This window comes from Streptomyces thermospinosisporus, assembly GCF_039526425.1.
Lineage (GTDB): Bacteria > Actinomycetota > Actinomycetes > Streptomycetales > Streptomycetaceae > Streptomyces > Streptomyces thermocarboxydovorans.
In genome coordinates this window covers 20,505-41,672 of sequence record NZ_BAAAIZ010000053.1, presented here as the reverse complement: position 1 = coordinate 41,672, position 21,168 = coordinate 20,505, and the positions used below count along the sequence as shown (strand labels likewise).

The 21,168-nt window shown below is 73.1% G+C and carries 17 protein-coding genes; 2 read left to right on the top strand and 15 right to left on the bottom strand.

Annotated elements, in window-relative coordinates; all coding sequences use genetic code 11:
* Positions 1–9: 9 nt before the first annotated feature.
* The 5 genes from ABD207_RS18670 to ABD207_RS18650 form a co-directional block, all read right to left on the bottom strand.
* Complete coding sequence (locus ABD207_RS18670) at positions 10–396, bottom strand: gas vesicle protein GvpO (protein WP_344014241.1); 387 nt, start codon at positions 394–396, stop codon at positions 10–12.
* A 168-nt stretch (positions 397–564) separates the two neighbouring features.
* Complete coding sequence (ligD, locus tag ABD207_RS18665; protein WP_344014240.1) at positions 565–1,593, bottom strand: non-homologous end-joining DNA ligase; 1,029 nt, start codon at positions 1,591–1,593, stop codon at positions 565–567.
* On the bottom strand, positions 1,590–3,446 hold the full coding sequence (locus tag ABD207_RS18660) for a transketolase (protein WP_344014239.1): 1,857 nt from the start codon (positions 3,444–3,446) through the stop codon (positions 1,590–1,592). Before ABD207_RS18660 ends, ligD begins: the two co-directional genes overlap by 4 nt.
* Positions 3,447–3,598: 152 nt before the next feature.
* Complete coding sequence (locus ABD207_RS18655; protein ID WP_344014238.1) at positions 3,599–5,209, bottom strand: NAD(P)/FAD-dependent oxidoreductase; 1,611 nt, start codon at positions 5,207–5,209, stop codon at positions 3,599–3,601.
* 153 nt (positions 5,210–5,362) lie between these two features.
* Positions 5,363–5,908 carry a phage holin family protein gene (locus tag ABD207_RS18650; protein WP_344014237.1) on the bottom strand — a complete coding sequence of 182 codons (546 nt, stop codon included), beginning with the start codon at positions 5,906–5,908 and terminating at the stop codon, positions 5,363–5,365.
* A 110-nt stretch (positions 5,909–6,018) separates the two neighbouring features.
* Here ABD207_RS18650 and ABD207_RS18645 point away from each other — a divergent pair, with 110 nt between their 5' ends.
* Positions 6,019–6,366, top strand: coding sequence for a VOC family protein (locus ABD207_RS18645; RefSeq protein WP_344014236.1), 348 nt, complete (start codon positions 6,019–6,021; stop codon positions 6,364–6,366).
* 28 nt (positions 6,367–6,394) lie between these two features.
* Here the strand turns inward: ABD207_RS18645 and ABD207_RS18640 are convergent, their stop codons facing one another.
* The 10 genes from ABD207_RS18640 to ABD207_RS18595 all read right to left on the bottom strand — a co-directional run bounded on the left by ABD207_RS18640 (position 6,395) and on the right by ABD207_RS18595 (position 19,858).
* Entirely contained in the window at positions 6,395–7,294 is a 900-nt protein-coding gene (locus tag ABD207_RS18640) for an arginase family protein (protein ID WP_344014235.1), read from the bottom strand.
* Positions 7,295–7,349: 55 nt separating this feature from the next.
* The gene (locus ABD207_RS18635; protein WP_344014234.1) at positions 7,350–7,928 is read right to left on the bottom strand and encodes a GNAT family N-acetyltransferase; all 579 of its coding nucleotides are present in this window, start codon (positions 7,926–7,928) and stop codon (positions 7,350–7,352) included.
* Between the two features lie 36 nt (positions 7,929–7,964).
* A complete protein-coding gene (locus ABD207_RS18630; RefSeq protein WP_344014233.1) occupies positions 7,965–8,897 on the bottom strand; it encodes a S66 peptidase family protein in 933 nt (310 codons plus the stop codon).
* Positions 8,894–10,870: a dipeptidyl-peptidase 5 gene (locus ABD207_RS18625; RefSeq protein WP_344014232.1), complete on the bottom strand. Its 1,977-nt coding sequence runs from the start codon at positions 10,868–10,870 to the stop codon at positions 8,894–8,896. The genes ABD207_RS18630 and ABD207_RS18625 overlap by 4 nt, the downstream gene beginning before the upstream one ends.
* Positions 10,870–12,174 carry a M20/M25/M40 family metallo-hydrolase gene (locus tag ABD207_RS18620; protein WP_344014231.1) on the bottom strand — a complete coding sequence of 435 codons (1,305 nt, stop codon included), beginning with the start codon at positions 12,172–12,174 and terminating at the stop codon, positions 10,870–10,872. Before ABD207_RS18620 ends, ABD207_RS18625 begins: the two co-directional genes overlap by 1 nt.
* Positions 12,167–13,000 carry a M55 family metallopeptidase gene (locus ABD207_RS18615; RefSeq protein ID WP_344014230.1) on the bottom strand — a complete coding sequence of 278 codons (834 nt, stop codon included), beginning with the start codon at positions 12,998–13,000 and terminating at the stop codon, positions 12,167–12,169. The genes ABD207_RS18620 and ABD207_RS18615 overlap by 8 nt, the downstream gene beginning before the upstream one ends.
* A gap of 124 nt (positions 13,001–13,124) precedes the next feature.
* Positions 13,125–13,850: a methyltransferase domain-containing protein gene (locus ABD207_RS18610; RefSeq protein WP_344014229.1), complete on the bottom strand. Its 726-nt coding sequence runs from the start codon at positions 13,848–13,850 to the stop codon at positions 13,125–13,127.
* Positions 13,851–14,177: 327 nt separating this feature from the next.
* Positions 14,178–16,667, bottom strand: coding sequence for a SpoIIE family protein phosphatase (locus ABD207_RS18605; RefSeq protein WP_344014228.1), 2,490 nt, complete (start codon positions 16,665–16,667; stop codon positions 14,178–14,180).
* 152 nt (positions 16,668–16,819) lie between these two features.
* The gene (locus tag ABD207_RS18600; protein WP_344014227.1) at positions 16,820–19,222 is read right to left on the bottom strand and encodes an MFS transporter; all 2,403 of its coding nucleotides are present in this window, start codon (positions 19,220–19,222) and stop codon (positions 16,820–16,822) included.
* 192 nt (positions 19,223–19,414) lie between these two features.
* On the bottom strand, positions 19,415–19,858 hold the full coding sequence (locus ABD207_RS18595) for an SRPBCC family protein (protein ID WP_344014226.1): 444 nt from the start codon (positions 19,856–19,858) through the stop codon (positions 19,415–19,417).
* Positions 19,859–20,031: 173 nt separating this feature from the next.
* Here ABD207_RS18595 and ABD207_RS18590 point away from each other — a divergent pair, with 173 nt between their 5' ends.
* Entirely contained in the window at positions 20,032–21,075 is a 1,044-nt protein-coding gene (locus ABD207_RS18590) for an Rv2578c family radical SAM protein (protein WP_344014225.1), read from the top strand.
* Positions 21,076–21,168: the final 93 nt, after the last annotated feature.

The window sequence follows — 21,168 nt, the reverse complement described above, 5'->3', positions numbered from 1 at the left end:
CTGGGCGGCCTAGCGGCCGCCGGACCTGCGCGCGTCCGAACGCCCGCGTTCATAGCGGCGTACGCGCCGGTAGCCGGTGAGCTGTCCGTCGGAGTCCAGCTCCACCTGGTAGCTCGCCATCAGGCTCATCGTGTCGGGCACGCGCTCGAGTTCGAGGACCTCGACCTCCAGCGCCCAGCCCTCGTCCGTCTGCTCGAAGGACGTCACCGACTCGGCTTCCATGCCGGTCAGCTCCGCGAGCTGCCCGCGCGCCTGGCGCAGGATCTCCATCGCGGTCGGACGTTTGGCCCTGGTGCTCTCGGCTCTCTTGGCGCTTCGTGTTGGCTTGCGGGACTCGTGCGAGTCCTGGGTTTCCTGTGAACTCAATGGTTCGTCCGGGTCTTTTGCGTTCGCCATGGCCACCTCCCCCTCCGTGTGGCCGCAAGTCTGTTCGCCAAACCTCCGGGACCCGTCCCGATTGCCGCGGCGCTGGTCAGCGACGTCCGGCCGCTTGATCAGCGGCGTGCGTGCGCCTCGGTGAGCGGCGTGCGTGCACCTTGGGTCAGCGGCATCCCGGGGCCTCCGTCAGTGGCTTCCGTGCAGCTCCCGCAGGCGACGGCGGGCCGGGCCGAGGGCGCGGCCGCGGCGCAGGAGTCCCGCCCAGGGATCCGTGCGGGCCTGCTCCAGCGCGTCGGCGATGGTCCAGCGGCGGGCGGTGAGGCCCGGATCGTCCAGCTGGTCCCAGGCAAAAGGGGCGGCGACGGGGGCGCCCGGCAGTGCGCGCACCGTGTAGGGGGCGACCGCCGTCTGCGCGTAGGCGTTGCGCTGCACGTCCAGGTAGAGCCGGTCGCCCCGGTCCTTCTTGCGGGCGGCGGTGGTGAGCCGGTCGGGGTGGGCCTCGGCCAGGGTGTCGGCGACCTCCCGGGCGAAGTCGCGCACCTCGTCGAAGGAGTGCCGGCCGTCGAGCGGCACCACCACGTGCAGTCCGCGCGAGCCGGTGGTCATCAGCGCCGAGGGCAGCTTCAGCTCCTCCAGCAGCTCCCCCAGCAGCCGTGCCGCCTCACGTGCCGTCCCGAAGTCGTCACCGGGCGGGTCGAGGTCGAAGACCAGCCGGTCGGGGTTGTCCAGCGAGTCCGTGCGCGACAGCCACCGGTGCAGGGTGATGGCCGCCTGGTCGACGAGGTAGAGGAGGGTGGCGGTGTCGTCGCACACCGTGTGCACGACCGTGCCGCCCTCCTTGGGGACCTTGGCCCGGGTGATCCACTCCGGGTAGCTGTCCGGGGTGTTCTTCTGCATGAAGGCGGGCCCGTCGATGCCGTCCGGGCGCCGGTCCAGCATCAGCGGCCGGCCGCGCAGATGCGGCAGCATGAACCGGGCGATGGCCCGGTGATAGTCGACGAGATCGCCCTTGGTGTACTCCGGGACGTTGCCGCCGCCGGAAGAACCGGAGGATCTGGAAGAACCGGAGGATCCGGAGGTGCCGGAAGAACCGGGAGAGCCGGAAGAGCCGGAGCCGGAAGAGCGGGAGGAGCCGGGAAACAGCACCTTGTCCGGCCGGTGCACCCGCACCGTACGGCGGCCGGCCCGCACCGAGCGCGCGGCGCCTTCGCTCACGGCACGATCGCCTCCTCCACCAGCAGCCGTCCGGCCGCCGCGATCGACTCCGCGTCGATGCCGGCCGCGTGCAGCTGCTCCTCGGGGGACGCCGAACCGGGCATCGACCGCACGGCCAGCCGCACCAGCCGCGGCACCGGCCGCCCGTCGGTGAAGGCCCCGCTCACCGCGTCGCCCAGGCCGCCCTCGAGGTGGTGGTCCTCCACGGTGACCAGGCAGCCCGTCTCGTCGGCCGCCCGGCGCAGGGTGTCCCGGTCCACGGGCTTGACCGAGTACAGATCGATCACCCGCGCGGCGATGCCCAGCTCCGCCAGCGAATCCGCCGCCTCCAGCGCCTCGGGCACGGTGACCCCCGCCGCGATGAAGGTCAGCCGGTCCTCGCCGGAGGAGCGCAGCACCTTGCTGCCGCCGACGGGGAACCGCTCGTCGGGGCCGTAGATCACCGGGCCGGCGCCGCGGGAGGTGCGCAGATAGCGGATGCCGTCCAGCACGGCCATGGCCTCGACCAGGCGGGCGGTCTGGTTGGCGTCGCACGGGTACAGCACGGTCGAGCCGTGCACCGCCCGCATCATCGCCAGATCCTCGAGGCCCATCTGGCTGGGACCGTCCTGCCCGATGGCCACACCGGCGTGCGAGCCGACGAGGCAGAGGCCGGAGCCGCTGATCGACGCCATGCGGACGAAGTCGTGGGCGCGGGTGAGGAACGCGGCGAAGGTGGCCGCGTACGGGGTCCAGCCGCGGGCCGCCATGCCGACGGCCGTGGCGACCATCTGCTGCTCGGCGATGTAGCACTCGAAGTAGCGCTCGGGGTGCTCCTTGGCGAACAGCTCGGCGCGGGTGGAGTCGCCGACCTCACCGTCGAGGACGACGACATCGGCGCGGGCGGTGCCGAGGGCGGCCAGCGCCTCACCGAAGGCGTCCCGGGTCGCCGCCTTCTCGCCCTTGTCCCAGCGGGGCGGCGTGAACTGCCCGGTGGGCACGGAGTGCAGCGCGCGGGCGTCCGGCGGCTGGTGCACCCGGACCGTCAGATCGCGGGGACCGCCGAGTTCGGCGATGGCCTCCTCGGCGTCGGGCAGCGGCTTGCCGTGCAGACCCTCGCGGTCCTGGACGGCCTCGACGCCCCGGCCCTTGAGGGTGCGGGCGAGGATCGCGGTGGGCTGGCCCCGGGTGGACAGCGCCTCCCCGTAGGCACGGTCCACGGCGTCCACGTCGTGGCCGTCGGCCTCCACGGTGTGCCAGCCGAAGGCCCGGAAGCGGCGGGCGTAGGCGTCGAGGTCGTGGCCGTGCCGGGTGGGGCCGCGCTGGCCGAGCCGGTTGACGTCCACGATCGCGACGAGGTTGTCCAGGTGCTCGTACGCCGCGTGCTCGGCGGCCTCCCACACCGAGCCCTCGGCGAGTTCGCTGTCGCCGCACAGCGCCCACACCCGGTAGTCGGCGTGGTCCAGGCGCTTGCCGGCCAGCGCGATGCCGACCCCGACGGGAAGTCCCTGCCCCAGCGAGCCGGTGGCGGTCTCCACCCAGGGCAGCTTCCGGGGTGTCGGGTGGCCCTCCAGCCGGCTGCCGAGCTTGCGGAAGGTCAGCAGTTCCTCGTCGTCGATGGCGCCGGCCGCCTTGAACGCGGCGTACATGAGCGGCGAGGCATGCCCCTTGGAGAGCACGAAGCGGTCGTTGCCGGGGTGGTCCGGGTGGTCGAAGTCGTAGCGGAGGTGGCGCGCGAGCAGGACGGCCACCAGGTCCGCCGCGGACATCGAGGAGGTGGGATGCCCGGAGCCCGCGGCGGCCGCGGCACGGACGCTGTCCACCCGCAACTGCTGTCCGAGCTCGGCGAGTTCGGCGAGTTCACCGGTGTTCATGAGTCTCCTTGGCCTGATCGTGGGCCTGGTCGTGGGGCCTGGTTGTGGGGGCCTGGTCGATGGGGTCCGCGGATGCGGCGGGCGGGGGCGGGTCGCGGCCCCGTCGGTCTAATCTGGTCGGGTCGGGGCGGGTCTGATCGGGTCGGTTCGGGTCACGGAAGGTCGGTGCGCCTGACGGGGCCGGGCGCGGGGTGCGGTTCGTCCAGCGCCTCACCGGAGGACGGCCGGGGGCCCGGCTGATTCTTGGCGGGCTCACCACCGGGCTGGTTCTTCGCGGGCTCCCCACCGGGCTGATTCTTCGCAGGCTCACCGCCCGGCTGGTTCTTCGCAGGCTCGCCACCCGGCTGGTTCTTCGCAGGCTCGCCACCCGGCTGGTTCTTCGCGGGCTCCTGGCCGGACCCGCTCCTCGACGCCTTGGCCTTCCCGGACCCGCCACCCGCGTCACCGTCCCGCGGCGGGCCGCCGGGCACGCGGGCCAGCTCCGGGGACGCCGTGTCCAGTGGCACGGACCAGGACCGTACGAGCCCCAACTGCACCGCCTGGCGCGGCAGTACGGCGTCCAGCAGCCAGTCCGCGGCGACCCTCACCCGGTTGCCCGGCATCGCCGCGAGGTGGTAGCCGCGGGTGACCACACCCGCCGCCACCCCGGACAGAGGAACGCCGAGCGGATTGGCCGCGGCCTTCACCCCGCCGAGGTCCACCACGAACCCGATGTCCTTGTGCCGGTAGGCGCGCCGCTTCCCGTCACCGAAGGACGCGGCGATGTTGTGGGCGCACACCTTGCCCTGCCGCCAGGCGTGCTGCGCGGTCGGCGGCGTGTACTTCCCCGGCCGCTCCAGGTCCGGCACCGCGGCGGCGTCGCCGCAGGCGAACACCTCGGGCCGCCCCGGCACCTGCAGGTGCGGGTCGACCAGCACCCGCCCGCGTTCCAGGGGCAGGCCGAGGGCCTCGGCCAGCGGATCGGGCCGCACGCCCACGCACCACACCAGCGTGCGGGTGTCGACGAACTCGCCGTCGGTGAGCAGCACCCCCTCGTGGGTCGCCTCCTTCACCGAGGTGCCCATCCGTACGTCCACGCCCCGCTCGCGCAGCACCCGGTCGGCGGTGCGCGAGAGCCGCTCGTCCAGCTCGGGCAGTACCCGGTCGGCGATGTCCAGCAGCAGCCAGCGCGGCCGCAGACCGGAGCGCAGCGGATGCTTGCGTACCTGTGCCTCGGTGAACAGATGCCCGTGCGCGGCGACCTCGGTGCCGGTGTAGCCGGCGCCGACCACCACGAAGGTGCAGCGCGCGGCGGAGCTCTTGGGGTCGCCGGCGGAGGCCGCCAGCTCCATCTGCCGGGTCACGTGGTCCCGCAGGTACAGCGCCTCCGGCAGCCCGCGGAAGCCGTGCGCGTGCTCGGCGACGCCCGGGATGGGCAGCAGTTTGTTGACGCTGCCGGCGGCCACCACCAGCCGGTCGTAGGCGAGGGTGCCGCTCTCGCCCTCGGCGTCGGTGTAGTGCACCGTGCGCGCGTCGAGGTCGATGGCGTCGGCCTCCCCCAGCACCTGCCGCACGTGCGGCAGGGTGCCGGCGAGCGAGATGGTGACCCGGCGCGGTTCGAGGATGCCGGCGGCCACCTGGGGCAGCAGCGGCAGATACAGGAAGTAGTCGGTCGGGTTCAGCAGGGTGATGTCGGCTCGTCCCCGGGCCCGCCGGGCCAGGCTGCGGGCCGTCCGGTACCCGGCGAAGCCGGCACCGACGATCACAATGCGGGGTCGACTCACGGTTCGCCTCCGGCGCTGTCGTGGACGTCGGGAGATGTCCGCGTCCCCCTGGCCGGGGCGGTCAAACGTCTCCCGGTTGCCGTCATGGCCCCCGGGTACCCGGTTCCGGACACCGACCGCCCACGTCGCGGAGGCCCCGATGCCCGAGTACGGCTACTTCCTCTCGAGCGAGCAGTACGGCCCGGCGGAACTGATCGAGCAGGCCCGGATGGCCGAGCAGGCGGGCTTCCAGCACCTGTGGATCTCCGACCACTGGCCCTCGTCGGAGCGCGGCGGCAGGACATCGGTCGTGGGCGGGGCGGTCGGGACCGGCGGGACCTTGGGCGGGGGTGGGGCCGAAGCCTGGGCCAGGGCTGCCTTCGCCGTGGCCCTGTCGGGGCTGCCGCTCGCTCCAGGGGCTCCCGGAGTGCCAGGCCGGGCCGCGTTGCGCAGGGCGTACGCGGCGCCGACCAGGAGGGCGGCGGTGATCAGGGCTGCGGCCCAGGCGGGGAGGACGAGGGCGAGGGCCAGGCCCACGGTGAGGGCGACGGCCGCTCCGGCGTAGAGGGCGGCGGCGCCGGACGCGGCGTAGAGCGCGGCCTTGCGGCGCTGGGCGCGGGCCTGGGTGCGCAGTTCGTCCCGTACGGTCTCGCGGGCGACCTGGGTCAGCTCGTCGACCAGGTGTTTGTCCAAGTGCTGGAGGTGTTCGGAGCGTTGCATTGCGGCCGGGTACCCGTCGGGCGGGGCGGCGTAACGCCGCCGGGGGTGTGCTGTGGAGATCGCCGGAGACGGCACCACGGCCCGGCCACCGCACAACTAGGCTCGTGCGCATGGAGATTCTGGGTGCCACACTGCGCGTCTACGTCGACGACCTCGAGGCCGCGATCCCCTTCTACGAGCGGCTGGCGGGCACCGCGGCCCTGCGGTTCGAGCGGGGCGGTGTGCAGGTGGCGGCGGTGGGCTGCTTCCTGCTGATGAGCGGGCCCAGATCCCAGCTGGACCTGCTGCGCAAGGTCGCGGCGACGATCGCGGTCACGGACGTCGAGGAGGCCCACAAGACTCTGGTGGAGCTGGGCGCCGAGGTCGTCGCCGGGCCGGTTCCGACTCCGGGCGGGCGCAATCTGATCGTCCGTCATCCGGACGGGATGGTCTACGAGTACGTGGATCGACGGCGGTGAGCTGGCTCGGCTTCGCCGGCGTCTCGGGTCAGGAGGGGGCGAAGGCGGAGACGACGGTGTCGGTGAGGAGGGCCGCCGCGGTGGCGTCGGGGTCGAGGTCGGGGTCGTAGATGGTGACGGTGAGGCCCGCGCAGCGCGGCGAGTCGAACAACGGCCGCAGGAGTGCGACGAGTTCACCGGGCTGCAGGCCGTCCGGGTCCGGGCTGTCGACGGCGGGCATGACGGCCGGGTCGAGGACATCGGCGTCCAGGTGCACCCAGTAGCCGTCGAGACCGGGCGCTTCGAAGGAGCGGGCGGCGCCCCGGGCCAGGTCGGCGGCGCCCCAGCGGCGCAGGTCGCCGACGGTGACGACGGGGATCTTCAGGGCGGCCAGTTCGGCGCGTTCGTCCTCGAAGTAGTCACGTACACCGAAGAACCGGACGTCCTCGTCGCGGAGGTAGGGCCGCAGCCCCTCCAGGTCGGTGAGGTCCTGCTGGCCGCGCCCGGTGGCCAGGGCGACCTCCTCGCCGCCGGCGGCACCGACGTGCTCGGAGTTGCCGGGGTGGCGGAAGTCGGGCGAGGCGTCCACCGCGACCAGGCCGTAGCGTCCGATGCGGCGCAGGGCGAGCGAGGCGCCGAGCTGGATGGAGCAGTCGCCGCCGAGGACGACGGGAAGGTCCCCGGCGCGCACATGGTGTTCGACGCGGTCGGCGAGCTTGCGGGTGTAGGAGGCGAGGGCGGCCGCGTTGAAGACGCCGTCGCCCTCCTGCCAGTCGCCCCGGTCGTAGCGCGGCGGCACCACCACCCCGCCCTCCAGCGCGCCGAGCCGCTGCACGATGCGCTGTTCGCGCAGCGCGCCGGCGAGCTTGTAGCAGCCGGGGACGGTGCCCGGGGCGGGCGGGCGCAGTCCCAGGTTGCTGGGGGCGTCGATCACGACGATGTTCCGCATGTGATCATCCTCGCCGACGAGGTGTTTTGGATTCAACGATCTGTCGGGACGTGATTCAACGATCCGTCAGATCTGTGTTCCCGGGCGGGCGCAGCATCTCCTTGGTGATGGCCCAGCGTTCGTGGTCGCGCCAGGCTCCGTCGATGTAGAGCATGTTGGGCGAGTAACCCTCCAGGCGGAATCCGCACGCGCGGGCCAGCGCGATCGAGGCGGTGTTGGCGGGCTGGACGTTGATCTCCAGGCGGTGCAGCCCCATCGGCCCGAAGGCATGGCGGATCACGAGGCCGAGTGCCTCGCGCATCAGCCCCCGCCCGGCGGCGTGGGCGAAGGCGCCGTAGCCGAGCGCGCCGCTGCGGAAGGCGCCGTGGACGATGTTGTTGATGTTGATGAAGCCGGCGATCGCGCCGCCGGCCGCCTTCTCGCAGACCAGGAAGCCGGCCTTCGCCGGGTCCTGGATCAGCCGCCCGGCGTACGCGGAGTAGGCGGCGGCGGTGTCGGGCGGGAACAGCCAGGGATGGTGCAGGTCCTTGCTCTCCCGGACCCGGGCGGTGAACTCCGGGCCGTCCGCGTAGGTGACGTGGCGTATCCCCACCCGGGGGCCCTCGGCGAGGTAGCGGGAGATGTCGTGCGGCATCCTGTCACCCTATGACGGCCCCCGGAGGGGGGCCGTTCAGCTCAGCGCCGGTTCGTCCAGGGTCAGCGTGCCCGCCTCGGTGTCCAGTTCGGCCATGACCCCGAGGGGGACGGTGAGCGCGTCCTCGCAGTGACCAAAGCCGAACTGCTCCGCCACGGGCACGCCGAGCCCGCCGAGCCGGTCGGCGAGCAGCGCCCGCAGCCCGTCGTACGGTTCGCACTCCGCCCAGGAGCCGAGCAGTACGCCGGAGACGCCGTCGAGCAGGCCGGACCGGAGCAGCTGGGTGAGGTAGCGGTCGATGCGGTAGGTCTCCTCCCCCACGTCCTCCAGGCACAGCAGCCCGCCGCGGGCGGTGGGTCTGGCGTGCGGGGTGCCGAGTTCGGCGGCGAGCATGCTCAGGCAGCCGCCGAGGGTGACACCGCGGGCCCGGCCGGGGATCAGCGCGCCGCCCGAGGAGGTGAGGGTGCGGACCGTCTCGGGGGCGAACAGGGTGGCCCGCAGGTGCTCCTGCGCGCGGGCGCTCTTGACGAAGTCGGCGCCGGCCGCCATCGGCCCGTGCAGGGTGACCAGGCCGAGACGGGTGGCGAACGCCTCGTGCAGCGCGGTGATGTCGCTGAAGCCGACCAACACCTTGGGCCCGGCCGCCCGCATCGCCGTCCAGTCGAGCAGGTCGACGATGCGCTGGGCGCCATAGCCGCCGCGGGCGCAGATCACCGCGGCCACGGACGGATCGCACCAGGCCGACTGGAGGTCGGCGGCCCGGTCGGCGTCGCTGCCCGCCAGATAGCCGAAGTCGCCGTGCCGGTCCAGGACATGGGGCGCCACCACCGGGTCGAGGTCCCAGCCGCGCAGCACGTCAAGACCGTTCTGCAGCCGCTCCTCGGGAATGGGCCCGCTGGGTGCGACCACGGCCACCCGTGCGCCGAGGGCGAGCCGGGGCGGACGCGTCAGGGGTTCGAGGCGGTTCACCGGGTCAGCTCCAGGGGCGGCACGCCTTCGGGTTCGAGCCCGAAGACCTGGGCGTAGAGGGACAGTTCCGCCTCCAGGGCGCGCACCATGGTGTCGGCGCGGCGGAATCCGTGCCCCTCCCCCTCGAACGTGAGGTAGGCGTGCGGGACTCCGCGTCCCTTCAGGCGGGCGAGGAAGCGCTCGCACTGCACGGGAGGGCAGATCACGTCGTCCAGGCCCTGCAGCAGCAGGAAGGGCGCGGTGAGCCGGTCGGCGTGGGTGAGCGGCGAGCGCTCGGTGTACCGCTCGGGCACCTCGGCGCGGGGGCCGATCAGGCTCTCCAGGTACCGGGACTCGAAGTCGTGGGTCTCGCCCGGGCCCCAGCCGGCCAGGTCGAGCACCGGGTAGAGGATGGTGCCGCAGGCGTAGACGCCGGTGGTGGTGAGCGAGGCGGCGGTGGTCCAGCCGCCGGCGCTGCCGCCGCGGATCGCGAGGCGGGCGGGGTCTGCGGTGCCCTCCTCGGCGAGGGCCCGGGCGACGGCCGCGCAGTCCTCGACGTCGACGACGCCCCACTGCTCGCGCAGCCGTTCGCGGTAGGCGCGCCCGTACCCGGTGGAGCCGCCGTAGTCGACCTCGGCGACGCCGATGCCGCGCGAGGTGAAGTAGGCGATCTCCAGGTCGAGCACCAGCGGCACCCGGCCGGTGGGCCCGCCGTGCGCCCAGATGACGTACGGCGGCAGCTCCCCCTCGGGGGCCGTGCAGGCGGGATTGCGGGGCGGGTAGACGTGCGCGTGGATCTCCCGGCCGCCCGGGCCGGTGAAGGTGCGGCTGACCGGCTCGGGGTAGTAGGCCGGGTCCACGGCGTCGCGGTGCTCGCAGCCGATCACCCGGGCGCGACCGGTCCTGGCGTCCAGCTCCACCACCTCGGGGGAGTTGTACGGGCCGGCGCCGACGGACACGATCCGCTCGCCGAGCACGGCGAGCGTCGGGGAGAACTCGGTCCAGGGCCCGGCGGCGTCGACGACCTCGCCGGTCTCGGGGTCGAGTATGCCGAGCCGGGTGGCGCCCCGGCCGTGGACGACGGCGATCAGCCCCTCCTCCAGCGGCGCGAACCAGCGCAAGCCCAGCCGCCACAGCGGCCCGCCGAACTCCTCCTCGCGCGGGCAGAGGGGCTCGCCGTCCCGGTAGAGGTTCCACCAGCCGGTGCGGTCGCTGACGTACAGCAGCCGCCCGTCGGGGGTCCAGTCGACCTGGGGGATGGACTCGGTGGGGCCGCCGGCCACGGTGCGCGGTTCGCCCAGGGTGCCGTCGGGGCCGACGTCGGCGAGGAGAAGCTCGGTGCCGTCCCACGGCATGCGCGGGTGGTCCCAGGCCAGCCAGGCGGCGCGCCGCCCGTCCGGTGAGAGCCGGGGCCCGCTGACGAAGCGGTGCCGGTCGTCGGTGAGTTCCCGCACGGCGGCCCGGTCCTCGGCGGCCGAGCCGTCCAGGGGGACGGCGGCAATGACCCGGCGCACGTCGTCGGGCTCGTCGCCGGTGTATTCCTCGAGGACGCACCACACCTCGCCCCGGTCCGGCAGCAGCAGCGGCTCGGCCCAGCGCAGCCGCGGACCGGCCGGGGACGCGGAGACCGGGGTGAGCGGGCGCGGCTCACCGCCGGGCTCGAAGCGGTAGAGGCGCTGGTCGGCGAAGTGGGCGAAGACCACCAGCGGACGGCCGTCGTGCACCGTCCCGGCCCAGGGGGCGCCGCCGTACTCCATGACCCGGCTGCGCACGTTCCACGGCGGCGGCAGCACCGACTCCTCGGTGCCGTCCGCGTGCCGCCGCACCAGGGCGCGCCGCCCCTGCTCGGCGGGCCGGGGCTCGGTCCACCACACCTCGTCGCCGACGAACCCGGCGAACTCGGGGCTGCCGTCGTGCGAGGCGGCGAGCGCCGCGTCCACGGGCGAGGGCCAGGAACCGTGGCTCAGGGTCCGTACCGTCTGCGACACACTCATCAGGCCGTCCTCAGGAATCGGTCGAGGACCCGCACCCCGAAGTGCAGCGCCTCGACGGGGACACGCTCGTCGACGCCGTGGAAGAGCGCCTGGTAGTCGAGGTCCGGCGGCAGCTTCAGCGGCGCGAATCCGTAGCCGGTGATGCCGAGCCGGGAGAACTGCTTGGCGTCGGTGCCGCCCGACATGCAGTACGGCACCACATGGCCCTCGGGCGCGAACTCCTCGACGGCGGCCCGCATCCGCGCATACGTCGGCGAGTCGAGCGGCGCCTGGAGGGCCACCTCGCGGTGCTCGAACTCCCAGTCGACGTCCGGCCCGGTGAGCCGGTCCAGCGTGGCGCGGAACTCGTCCTCGTGACCGGGCAGATACCGGCCGTCCACGTACGCCACGGCCTGCCCCGGGATCACATTGATCTTGTAACCGGCGTCCAGCATGGTCGGGTTGGCGCTGTTGCGGACCGTCGCCTCGACGAGCCGGGCGGCGGTGCCCAGCTTGTCCAGCAGCGCGTCGGCGTCGGACAGGTCGGGCTCCATGCCCTGGAGCGCGGCGAGTTCGGTGAGGGCGGCGCGGACGACCGGGGTGAGCCGCAGCGGCCAGCGGTGCTCGCCGATACGCGTGACGGCGGCGGCGAGCCGGGTGATCGCGTTCTCCCCGTTGACCTTGGAGCCGTGTCCGGCGCGTCCGCGTGCGGTGAGCTTCAGCCAGGCGGTGCCGCGCTCACCGGCCGCGACCGGGTAGAGCTGCCGGCCCTGGTCGTCGTGGAAGGTGAAGGCGCCCGACTCGCTGACGCCCTCGGTGCAGCCCTCGAACAGCTCGGGGTGCTGGTCGGCGAGGAAGCCGGAGCCGTCCTCGGCGCTGGCCTCCTCGTCGGCGGTGAAGGCGATCACGATGTCCCGGCGGGGCCGCACGCCGGCACGGGCCCAGGCCCGCACCACGGCGAGGATCATCGCGTCCATGTTCTTCATGTCGACGGCGCCCCGGCCCCAGACCACGCCGTCGCGCACCTCGCCGGAGAACGGGTGCACGCTCCAGTCGGCGGCCTCGGCCGGTACGACGTCCAGATGCCCGTGCACCAGCAGCGCGTCGGCAAAGGGGTCGCTTCCCTCGACGCGGGCGACCACGTTGGTGCGGCCCTCGGTGCGCTCGAGGAGCACCGGCTCCAGGCCTGCCTCGGCGAGCCGGGCGGCGGCGTACTCGGCGGCGGGCCGCTCCCGGCAGTCCCCGCCACCGCGGTTGGTGGTGTCGATCCGGATGAGATCCGACGTGAAGGTCACGACCTCGTCCAGCGACAGTGCGTCAGCCATACTGCTCCTCCACCGCCGCCGAGACGATCGTGGTGACCGCCTTGAACGTGCGGATGCCCTCGTACATGGTCCCGCTGGTGTACGCCACCTTCCGCTCCCCGATCCGCGACACACCCGGCACGACGGTGGCGGCCATCGCCAGATGCTCGGCGTCGAACTCCACGGCCACGGTGAACGGCCCTGCGTCCACCGGTTCGTGACGCACCGCCAGGGCGGCGGCCTGCTTCGCCGCCGCCCGGATGTCGGCGGCCGTGCGCGCCGGGGTGCGGCAGACGGCCGCGTAGCGCGACACATGGTCCTTGACCGCGACCTTCAGCGCCTCCGGCGCGTATCCGAGCGCGTCCTCGCAGGCCACGTCGTCGCCGGTGACCAGCACCACGGGCACCCCGTACTCGGCGGCCACGGCGGCGTTGAGCAGCCCCTCGCTGGCCCGTACGTCGTTGAGCCACACCCCGGTGATGGAGTTGGCCAGGTAGGTGTGGGCGAGGACGCCCTCCATGCCGGCGCCCGCGTGATAGCCGACGAAGGCGACCCCGTCCACGTCGCCGTGCTGCACGCCCTCGACCATGGACAGCGACTTGTGCCGGCCGGTGAGCATCTGCGCCCGCTCGTCGAGCTGCTCGAGCAGCAGATTGCGCATGGTCCAGTGTGCCTCGTTGATCAGCACCTCGTCCGCGCCGCCGTCCAGGAAGCCCAGCACGGCGGCGTTGACGTCCGAGGTGAACATGGAGCGGCAGCGCTCCCACTGCGGCGTCCCCGGCAGCACGTCGGCCGGCCAGGTGACGCCGGTGGCGCCCTCCATGTCGGCGCTGATGAGGATCTTCATGCGGCCCACGCTACGTGCTGCGCCCGAAGCGCTGCCAGGGCTGTGGAAAACTCTCACCGGCCAAGACCAATGCCGGTCGGCCGCCGGCGCGGGAACGCCGGTGCTCGGGCTCGCCGACCTGGGACTATCCGGCGCGTCCCACCACGTACCAGACCGAGGGCAGCTCGATGCGCGTGCCGTCGGGGGTGTGCTCGGTGGTGACCAGGGGCAGGGTGCCGCTCGTCAGGACGGTCAGTCCGGCCTCGGTGAGGATCCCGGGCACCGCCTCGTCGGAGACGGCACCGGGCGCGATGCCGTGCCGCAGCACCGGGGCGAGCTTGCGCGGCGGGCCGGAGGGCGAGGTGGCCAGCTCCTTCAGGATCGCTCCCGCCGCCTGGGAGGGCTCCACTATGAAGGCGCGGCCCCGGCCACCGAGCATGGTGGCTATGGTCTCGGCCAGCGGCCGCCGGTCGTCCGGTTCGCACTGGTGCAGCACGCCCCGCATGTAGATGTTGGCGTCGCCCAGCTCGGCGTGCAGCGTCTGCGCGGCGCTCTTGTCGGAGGCGTCCAGCTCCCGGTAGGCGGCCCGTCCCTCCGGGTCGGCGGCGCGGGCGTGGTCCAGGGCGGCGGCGGAGAGGTCGGCGCCCAGCACCTGCCCGAAGCGGCCGGCGAGGAACCGGGTCTGGGTGCCGTTGCCGCAGCCGAGGTCCACCAGGGGCAGGCCGGGCTCGGTCAGGTGCGGTTCGAACAGGGCGAGATGCCGGGCGACGGTCAGGGCGGGCTCCGCGTCCCAGAACACGGCTCCCTGCTCGTCCGGCGCCTCACGCCAGAAGCCCTCCCAGGCCTCCCGGTACCGACTGGTCACGCTCATGCCCAACTCCCCAGAGTGCGTTGCGGATTGAACCAACCGACGGGCCAGTACGGTCTACCGCTCGCAGCGCCCCCGGACAACCACACGGCGCGCACCTTCACAAGCCGCACGCCTGCGCCTGCGCCGTCGCGCCCCCTGAGAACGGCCGCCGGGAGCGCCGACGGCAACCGGCGTCACCTGGGCAGGGATCAGCGTTCCAGCAGGTCCGAATGCGGGACAGGGATCAGCGTTCCAGCAGGCCTGAAAACGGGACAGGGATCAGCGTTCCAGCAGGCCTGAATGCGGGACAGGGATCAGCGTTCCAGCAGGCCTGGATTCAGTCCGGATTCACCGGCGCCGGGGCAGGGTCAGCTCGAACCACACCGTCTTGCCCGTCTTGGTGCGGCTCGCGCCCCACTCCCTCGCCAGCGTGCTGACCACCCGGAGCCCGCGCCCCTTCTCGTCCGTCGGGCGGGCGCTGATCAGCGTGGGCAGTTCGTGGTCGTCGTCCTCCACCTCGCACAGCAGGGTGTCCGCGCGCACCAGCCGCAGCGCCACGGGCCGTGCGTGGGAGTGCCGCACGGCGTTGGTGACCAGCTCGTCCGCCATCAGCTCGGCGTGGTCGGCGAGCCCGCTCAGGGACCACTGGTGCAGCTGCTCCCGGACCACGGCGCGGGCGCGGCCGACCTCCACGGGGTCGAGGGCGAGCCGCCACTCGGCGACGTCCTCCGGCTCGATGCCGCGGAGCCGCGCCATCAGCAGCGCCACGTCGTCCTTGCGGCCGCCGCGCGTGTTGAGCGCGCGGATGATGGTGTCGCAGGCGTCGTCCATGGAGGCGGCCGGGTGGGCGGCGGACTCGCACAGCGTGGCCAGCCCGACGCCGATGTCCTCGCCGCGCACCTCGACCAGCCCGTCGGTGCACATCACCAGCCGGTCGCCGGGCTCCACGGGCACCCGGACCTCCTCGAAGGGCACCCCGCCGACCCCGATGGGCGCGCCGGTGGGCAGCTCAAGCAGCTCACTGCGCCCGTCCGCGGCGCGCACCAGGACGGGCGGGATGTGCCCCGCGTTGGCGAGCTGCAGCTCGCCCGCGATGGGGTCGTAGACGGCGTACAGGCAGGTCGCGAGATAGCTGTCGCCGAGGCGCTGGGCGAGGTCGTCGAGGTTGCGCAGCAGCTGGGCCGGCGGCAGGTCGAGTCCGGCCATGGTCTGCACGGCGGTGCGCAACTGGCCCATCATGGCGGCGGAGTTGAGCCCGTGGCCCATGACGTCGCCGACGACGAACCCGCTGCGGGCGCCGGGCAGCTTCACCGAGTCGAACCAGTCGCCGCCGACCCGGCCGAGCAGGGTGCCCGGCAGATAGCGGGTGGCGATGTCGCAGCCGGCCCGGTGCGGCGGGATGTGCGGCAGCATGCTGTCCTGGAGCGTCTCGGCGACGTTCTCCTGGTGCGTGTACATCCGCGCGTTGTCCAGCACAAGACCGGCGCGGGCGGCGAGTTCGGCGCCGGTGACGCGGTCCATGTCGTTGAAGACCGGCCGCTCCGGGTGGCGCAGCAGGATCATGAAGCCGAGCACCACGTTGCGCGCCTTGAGCGGCACGACCAGCATGGACCGTCCGGTGATCAGCGGCCGGATGTCGCGCTTCTCGAACTGGGAGGCGATGGCGTGGCCCATCTCCTCGGTGATGCGCGGCACCAGCACGGGCTCGCCGGTGGTCATGCACTGGAAGAACGGCGTGTGCGCGGGGAACGGCATCGCCTCGCCGACGGGCACCACGTCGTCCCAGCGGCCCGGTTCGTCGGTGTGCTCGACGGCGACCCGGTGCCACATGGTGGTGGTGTCCGGCACGCCCTCGTCGAATCCCTCACCGGCGACGACCTGTTCGCGCAGGTAGGTGCCGGCGACGTCGGTGAAGCGGGGCACGACGGCCTTGCTCACCTCGACGATGGTCTGCGACAGGTCGAGGGAGCTGCCGATGCGGGAGCTGACCTCGTTGAGGAATTCGAGGCGTTCGCGGACGGCCGCGTACTCGAGGTCCTCGTCCTCGGCGTCGGCCAGTTCCTCCGGCACCGGCCGGCCGGCGGCCCGTGCCCGGGCCGCCCGCTCCCGCCGCGCCTTGCGCTCGGCCCGCCGGGGCACGCCCCAGTCGGGGGTGACGGGCACCCGGTCGTTCTGGCTGAACTCCAGGATCGGGTAGCCGAGTTCCAGCACCTGGGCGACGATCCGCGCGCTGTCGCCGACGCTCATGCTGGGCAGGATCTCGGGCAGCCGGCGGGCGAGGTCCTCGGAGCCGGGGAAGTCGGTGTGCAGAGCGAAACCGGGGGCGATCCGCTCGAACGCCCCCGTGTCCTCCCCGCGCACCGCGTGTGCGTCCGCTGCCAGCACCAGCAGCCGCTCCGGCCCCGGCCCCACCAGCGGGTACGCCCACCAGAGCACGTCGGCCCGGCCGGGCCCCGGCACGGCGAGGCGGGCGCGGCCCGCGGCCGGGTAGGACAGGCCCTGGTCCAGGGATGCCTCGAGGTCGGGGCCGAGACCGTCGTAGGCGGCGTACTCCTCGTCGGAGGACGCCTCGCGCGGCTCCTCGGGCAGCGCGCCCGAGACGGGCAGCAGATCCACGGCGGGCCTGCCGATCGCGTCCTGTTTGGCGATCCCGAACAGCCGCCGCGCGCCGGTGCTCCAGTGGGAGACCAGCCCCTCCCGGTCCACCACCACGACGGCGAGCGGGATCCGGCCCGCGTCGGCCTGCCCGGCCGGCGGCCCCTCACCGCTGAAGCCGGCTGCCGGTTCCCCTCCGGCGGCGTGGCTGGCAGGTGCCTCCCGCTCGGTGCCACGGTCCATGGCCCAGGCCCTCTCTCCCCCGGCTCGGCAAGATCTGTAGCGCCGTCACCACGGTACGGCCACGGCCGGTTGCGATGTGTGGCAATACGCGAATTGCCCACCGGCGGGTGCACCGGCGCGCGTTCTGGTGTACGCGGGGGCCGGGGCCGGCCTCAGTCCTGGTGGCCGAGCTGCAGGTCCCGTTCGGTGCGGCCGCCCCTGGCGACCTGCAGGACCGTCGCCACCGGCGGGTAGCCGGCCGCGATGACCGTGTACTCGCCCGAGGAGAGGTCGACGAAGCGGAAGCTGCCGTCCGGGCCGGTGGTGAGGGTGTCGACGACATTGCCCGCCGCGTCCAGCAGCGTCACCCGCGCGTCCTCCACGGGCCGCCCGCCGCCCGCCCGCACGGTGCCGCGCAGCACCGCGCCGCCCGCGAGTTCGACGTCCTGCCGGGTCTCCCGCGCCGCCTGGACGGTGACCGGGAGGGCGGCCGGCCGGAAGGCGGGCGCGCTCGCGGCGAGGGTGTACTCGCCGGCGACGAGCTCGGTGATGACGTAGCCGCCCTCCCGGCCGCTGCGGGTGCTGGCGACGACCTCGCCGTGGACGTTGGTGAGGGTGACGGTGGCGTCCCGTACGGGGGTGCCGTCGGCGGTGAGGACGGTGCCGGCGAGGCGTCCGGCGCCGCCGAGGACGACGTCCAGTTCCACGGGCCGCTCGCCGACGGTGACGGAGACGGCCTGCGGCTGGTGGCCACCTGCGGCGGCGATCAGGACGTAGGCGCCGGATCCGGGCGTGGCGAGCGCGTAGCGCCCGTCCTCGCCGCTGGCGCCCCGCCCGATCTGCTGCCCGGCGACGTCGATGAGGGTGAGCGCCGCGCGCGGTACGACCGTGCCGTCGGGGTGCTGCACGGTGCCGCAGACGGGGATGCCGCCGGTGTGCGGGGTGCGGGCCGGCGGCACGGCCGCCGGGGCGTGCGGTGCTTCCTGGGCCGGGTCGGCGAGGGGGGTGTTGTGGGACACCAGTGGTTTCTCCTTGAGGAAGAAGGCGATGAGCAGGCCGAGGACGAGCACCGGCACCAGATGGAGGAAGATGCACGGCATGGCGTCGGCGTAGGCCTGGATGTAGGGCTCGCGCAGCTCGGGCGGCAGGGCGTGGACGAGCTGCGGGGTGATCGACTCCGGGTCGGGCAGCCCGTGGCCCGCGTCGGCGGGCAGCCGCTCGGCGAGCGCGTCGGTGAGCCGGTCCGCGAAGACGGTGCCGAAGACGGCGGCGCCGACCGATCCGCCGATCTGCCGGAAGTAGTTGTTGGCGCTGGTGGCCGTGCCGAGGTCGGCGGGGCGCACGGAGTTCTGCACGGCGAGGATCAGCACCGGCACGACCATCCCGATGCCGGTGCCGAGGACGGCCATCCAGATGCTGTAGTGCAGGCGCGGGGTGTCGGTGTCCAGCCGGGACAGCAGCCACATGCCGACGACGGACAGGGCGGCGCCGAGGATGGGGTGGATCCGGTAGCGGCCGCTGCTGCTGACGAGTTGTCCGGTGACGACGGAGGCGACGACGATGCCGGCCATCATGGGCAGCATCAGCAGGCCGGATTCGGTGGCCGTGGCCCCGTCGACCATCTGCAGATAGGTCGGCAGGTAGCTGGCGGCGCCGAACAGGCCGACGCCGATCACCAGGCCGACCAGCGAGGTGACGTTGAAGACGGAGTCCTTGAACAGCCTGAGCGGCATCAGGGGCTCGACGGCGAACCGCTCGACGACCAGGAAGAGCACCGCGCTGGCCACGGCACCCGCGGCGAGGCCGAGGATGACGCGGGAGTCCCAGGCGTACTCGGTACCGCCCCAGGCGCTGAGCAGCAGCAGACAGGTGGAGCCGGCGGTCAGCAGCAGACAGCCGAGGATGTCGAGGCGGGGCCTGACGGCGGGCTTGGGCAGCTTCAGCACCAGCCCGACCACGAGGAGCGTGACGAGGCCGAAGGGCACATTGATGTAGAAGCACCAGCGCCAGGTCAGTGAGTCCGTGAAGTAGCCGCCGAGCAGCGGGCCGGCCACGGAGGCCAGGCCGAAGGCGGCGCCGATCAGGCCCATGAAGCGGCCGCGTTCCCGCGCGGGCACGATGTCCGCGATGATCGCCTGGACGCCGATCATCAGGCCGCCCGCGCCGACGCCCTGGACGGCGCGGAAGGCGATCAGCTGGTCCATGGTCCCCGCCCGTCCGGCGAGCGCGGAGCCGATGACGAAGACGACGATCGCGAACTGGAAGACGCCCTTGCGGCCGAGCAGATCGCCGAGCTTGCCGTAGATCGGCAGTCCGATGGTGGCGGTGAGCAGATAGGCGGTGATCGCCCAGGACATCTTGTCCAGGCCGTGCAGATCGCCGACGATCTTCGGCAGCGCGGTGGCGACGATCATCTGCTCCAGCGCGGCGAGCAGCAGCGCCAGCATCAGCGCGAGAAAGACCAGCCGCACCCGGCGCGGGCTGAGCCGCGGCCCGGCCGCCGGAGGCGGGGGCGGCTGCTCCTCGGCCACGGCGGCCGTCTCCGGCGCCTGTCGCGTCAGGGTGATCCCGCCCACGTACCGCTCCCCTCGTCGTGCTGCGCACCATTCCCGCGTAAAAGCGACAACTATGAGCAAGCACGACGAGTTACGGCACAATCCTGTTCGCCGAAGAGATCACCCGAACCGGTGAGAGGGCCAACGCCCCCTCCGTGTCAGCCCGTTGGGGCTCCTGACCGGCATCAGCCCGTCGCAGCCCCTGCCCCTTGGCTACTTCTCGACCTCGGCGGCCAGCCGGGCGAGCACCGCGTCGTAGATGCGTCCGAGACCCTTGGGGGCGAAGGTCTTCTCGAAGAAGCCGCCGATGCCTCCGGCGCCCTTCCAGGTGGTGGTGACGACGACCCGGCTCCTGCCCTCGCCGGCGGGGGTGACGCGCCAGGTGGTGACCATGGAGGAGTTGCGGTCCTTCTCGACCAGCTCGCCGTCGCTGGGCTCGGTGACCTCCATGAGACAGTCGCGGACCCGCTTGCTGGTGGCCTGGAGCTTCCAGTGGACGAGGGTGCCCTCGCCGTCGCCGCCCTCGCGGACCTCGTACTCGCTGAAGTGCTCGGGCAGCAGCTTCTCGCGGGTGCCGCTGTAGTCGGCCAGCGCGTCGAACACCGTCTCCGCGTCCGCCGCGACGATCCGCTCCGTAGTGGACTCGACCTGCGCCATCGCAATCCTCCAGGACCTGGTTTCTCGGGGGTCGGGGCAAGCCAACCACCCCCTCGGGCGGCCGCCCAAATCGGGGAGTCCGGAAGTGATCGGTTGGGCGACCGAAGTTGTCGCTCGCACGATCAAGGGAACACTTGTTCTATTCTGGGGGCCAGTGCTACCGAGGAGACGTCATGCGCTGGGAGAACCTCACCGTGGACTCCGAACACAGCCGGGCCGACGCCGCGCTGTTCGGGGCGGAGGCGGTCACGACCCGTACCTTCGACACGCCGGAGTTCCGCGGCATCACCTTCCACGAGATCCGGGCCCGCTCGATCATCAACCGGGTGCCGGGGGCCTCCCGCATGCCCTTCGAGTGGACGGTCAACCCCTACCGGGGCTGTACGCACGCGTGCGTGTACTGCTTCGCCCGCAAGACGCACAGCTATCTGGACCTCGACACCGGCCATGGCTTCGACAGCCAGATCGTGGTGAAGGTGAACGCACCCGAGCTGCTGCGCCGGCAGCTCGCCTCGCGCCGCTGGAACGGCGACCACATAGCGATGGGCACCAATGTGGACTGCTACCAGCGGGCCGAGGGCCGCTACCGCCTGATGCCGGGCATCCTGGCCGCCCTGCGCGACCACGCCAACCCGTTCTCGATCCTCACCAAGGGCACGCTGATCCTGCGCGACCTTCAGCTGCTGCGGCAGGCCGCCGAGGTGACCGACGTCGGCGTCTCGGTCTCGGTCGGCTTCACCGACGAGACGCTGTGGCGCACGGTGGAGCCGGGCACGCCCGCCCCGGAGCGGCGCCTGGACGTGGTGCGGACGCTGGCCGAGCACGGCATCGGCTGCGGGGTGCTGATGGCCCCGGTCATCCCGTTCCTCAGCGACCGCCCGGAGCAGCTGCGCGCCACCGTGCGGGCGATAGCCGCCTCGGGCGCCACCTCCGTCACACCGCTGGTGCTGCATCTGCGCCCCGGCGCCCGCGAGTGGTTCATGGCCTGGCTGTCGCGGCACCACCCGTATCTGGTGGGCCGCTACGAGCGCCTGTACGCGGACGGCGCCTACGCCCCGAAGTGGTACCAGCGCCGGATCACCCGTCAGGTGCACGAACTGGCCCAGGAGTACGGCATCGGCCCCACCCGCCCGGGCCTGCCCCGGCGGACGGCGGCGGCCGTGGTGCCGTCCCCGCCGCCCGAGACCGCCGAGCCGACCCAGCTCACCCTGCTCTAGGGGGCACTCCACCAGGGGCCTGGCTTCTACCTGGACGGCAGCCGCCCAGCGCATCCGTCACAGGGGCAGCAGACGAGCGGGGCCGGTCGGCGG

Excerpts from the sequence above, each read along its gene's own strand:
- ABD207_RS18670 (WP_344014241.1), bottom strand. The coding sequence starts at position 396 with ATGGCGAACGCAAAAGACCCGGACGAACCATTGAGTTCACAGGAAACC.
- ABD207_RS18660 (WP_344014239.1), bottom strand. The coding sequence starts at position 3,446 with ATGAACACCGGTGAACTCGCCGAACTCGCCGAGCTCGGACAGCAGTTG.
- ABD207_RS18650 (WP_344014237.1), bottom strand. The coding sequence starts at position 5,908 with ATGCAACGCTCCGAACACCTCCAGCACTTGGACAAACACCTGGTCGAC.
- ABD207_RS18645 (WP_344014236.1), top strand. The coding sequence starts at position 6,019 with ATGGAGATTCTGGGTGCCACACTGCGCGTCTACGTCGACGACCTCGAG.
- ABD207_RS18640 (WP_344014235.1), bottom strand. The coding sequence starts at position 7,294 with ATGCGGAACATCGTCGTGATCGACGCCCCCAGCAACCTGGGACTGCGC.
- ABD207_RS18635 (WP_344014234.1), bottom strand. The coding sequence starts at position 7,928 with ATGCCGCACGACATCTCCCGCTACCTCGCCGAGGGCCCCCGGGTGGGG.
- ABD207_RS18625 (WP_344014232.1), bottom strand. The coding sequence starts at position 10,870 with ATGAGTGTGTCGCAGACGGTACGGACCCTGAGCCACGGTTCCTGGCCC.
- ABD207_RS18620 (WP_344014231.1), bottom strand. The coding sequence starts at position 12,174 with ATGGCTGACGCACTGTCGCTGGACGAGGTCGTGACCTTCACGTCGGAT.
- ABD207_RS18615 (WP_344014230.1), bottom strand. The coding sequence starts at position 13,000 with ATGAAGATCCTCATCAGCGCCGACATGGAGGGCGCCACCGGCGTCACC.
- ABD207_RS18610 (WP_344014229.1), bottom strand. The coding sequence starts at position 13,850 with ATGAGCGTGACCAGTCGGTACCGGGAGGCCTGGGAGGGCTTCTGGCGT.
- ABD207_RS18605 (WP_344014228.1), bottom strand. The coding sequence starts at position 16,667 with ATGGACCGTGGCACCGAGCGGGAGGCACCTGCCAGCCACGCCGCCGGA.
- ABD207_RS18595 (WP_344014226.1), bottom strand. The coding sequence starts at position 19,858 with ATGGCGCAGGTCGAGTCCACTACGGAGCGGATCGTCGCGGCGGACGCG.
- ABD207_RS18590 (WP_344014225.1), top strand. The coding sequence starts at position 20,032 with ATGCGCTGGGAGAACCTCACCGTGGACTCCGAACACAGCCGGGCCGAC.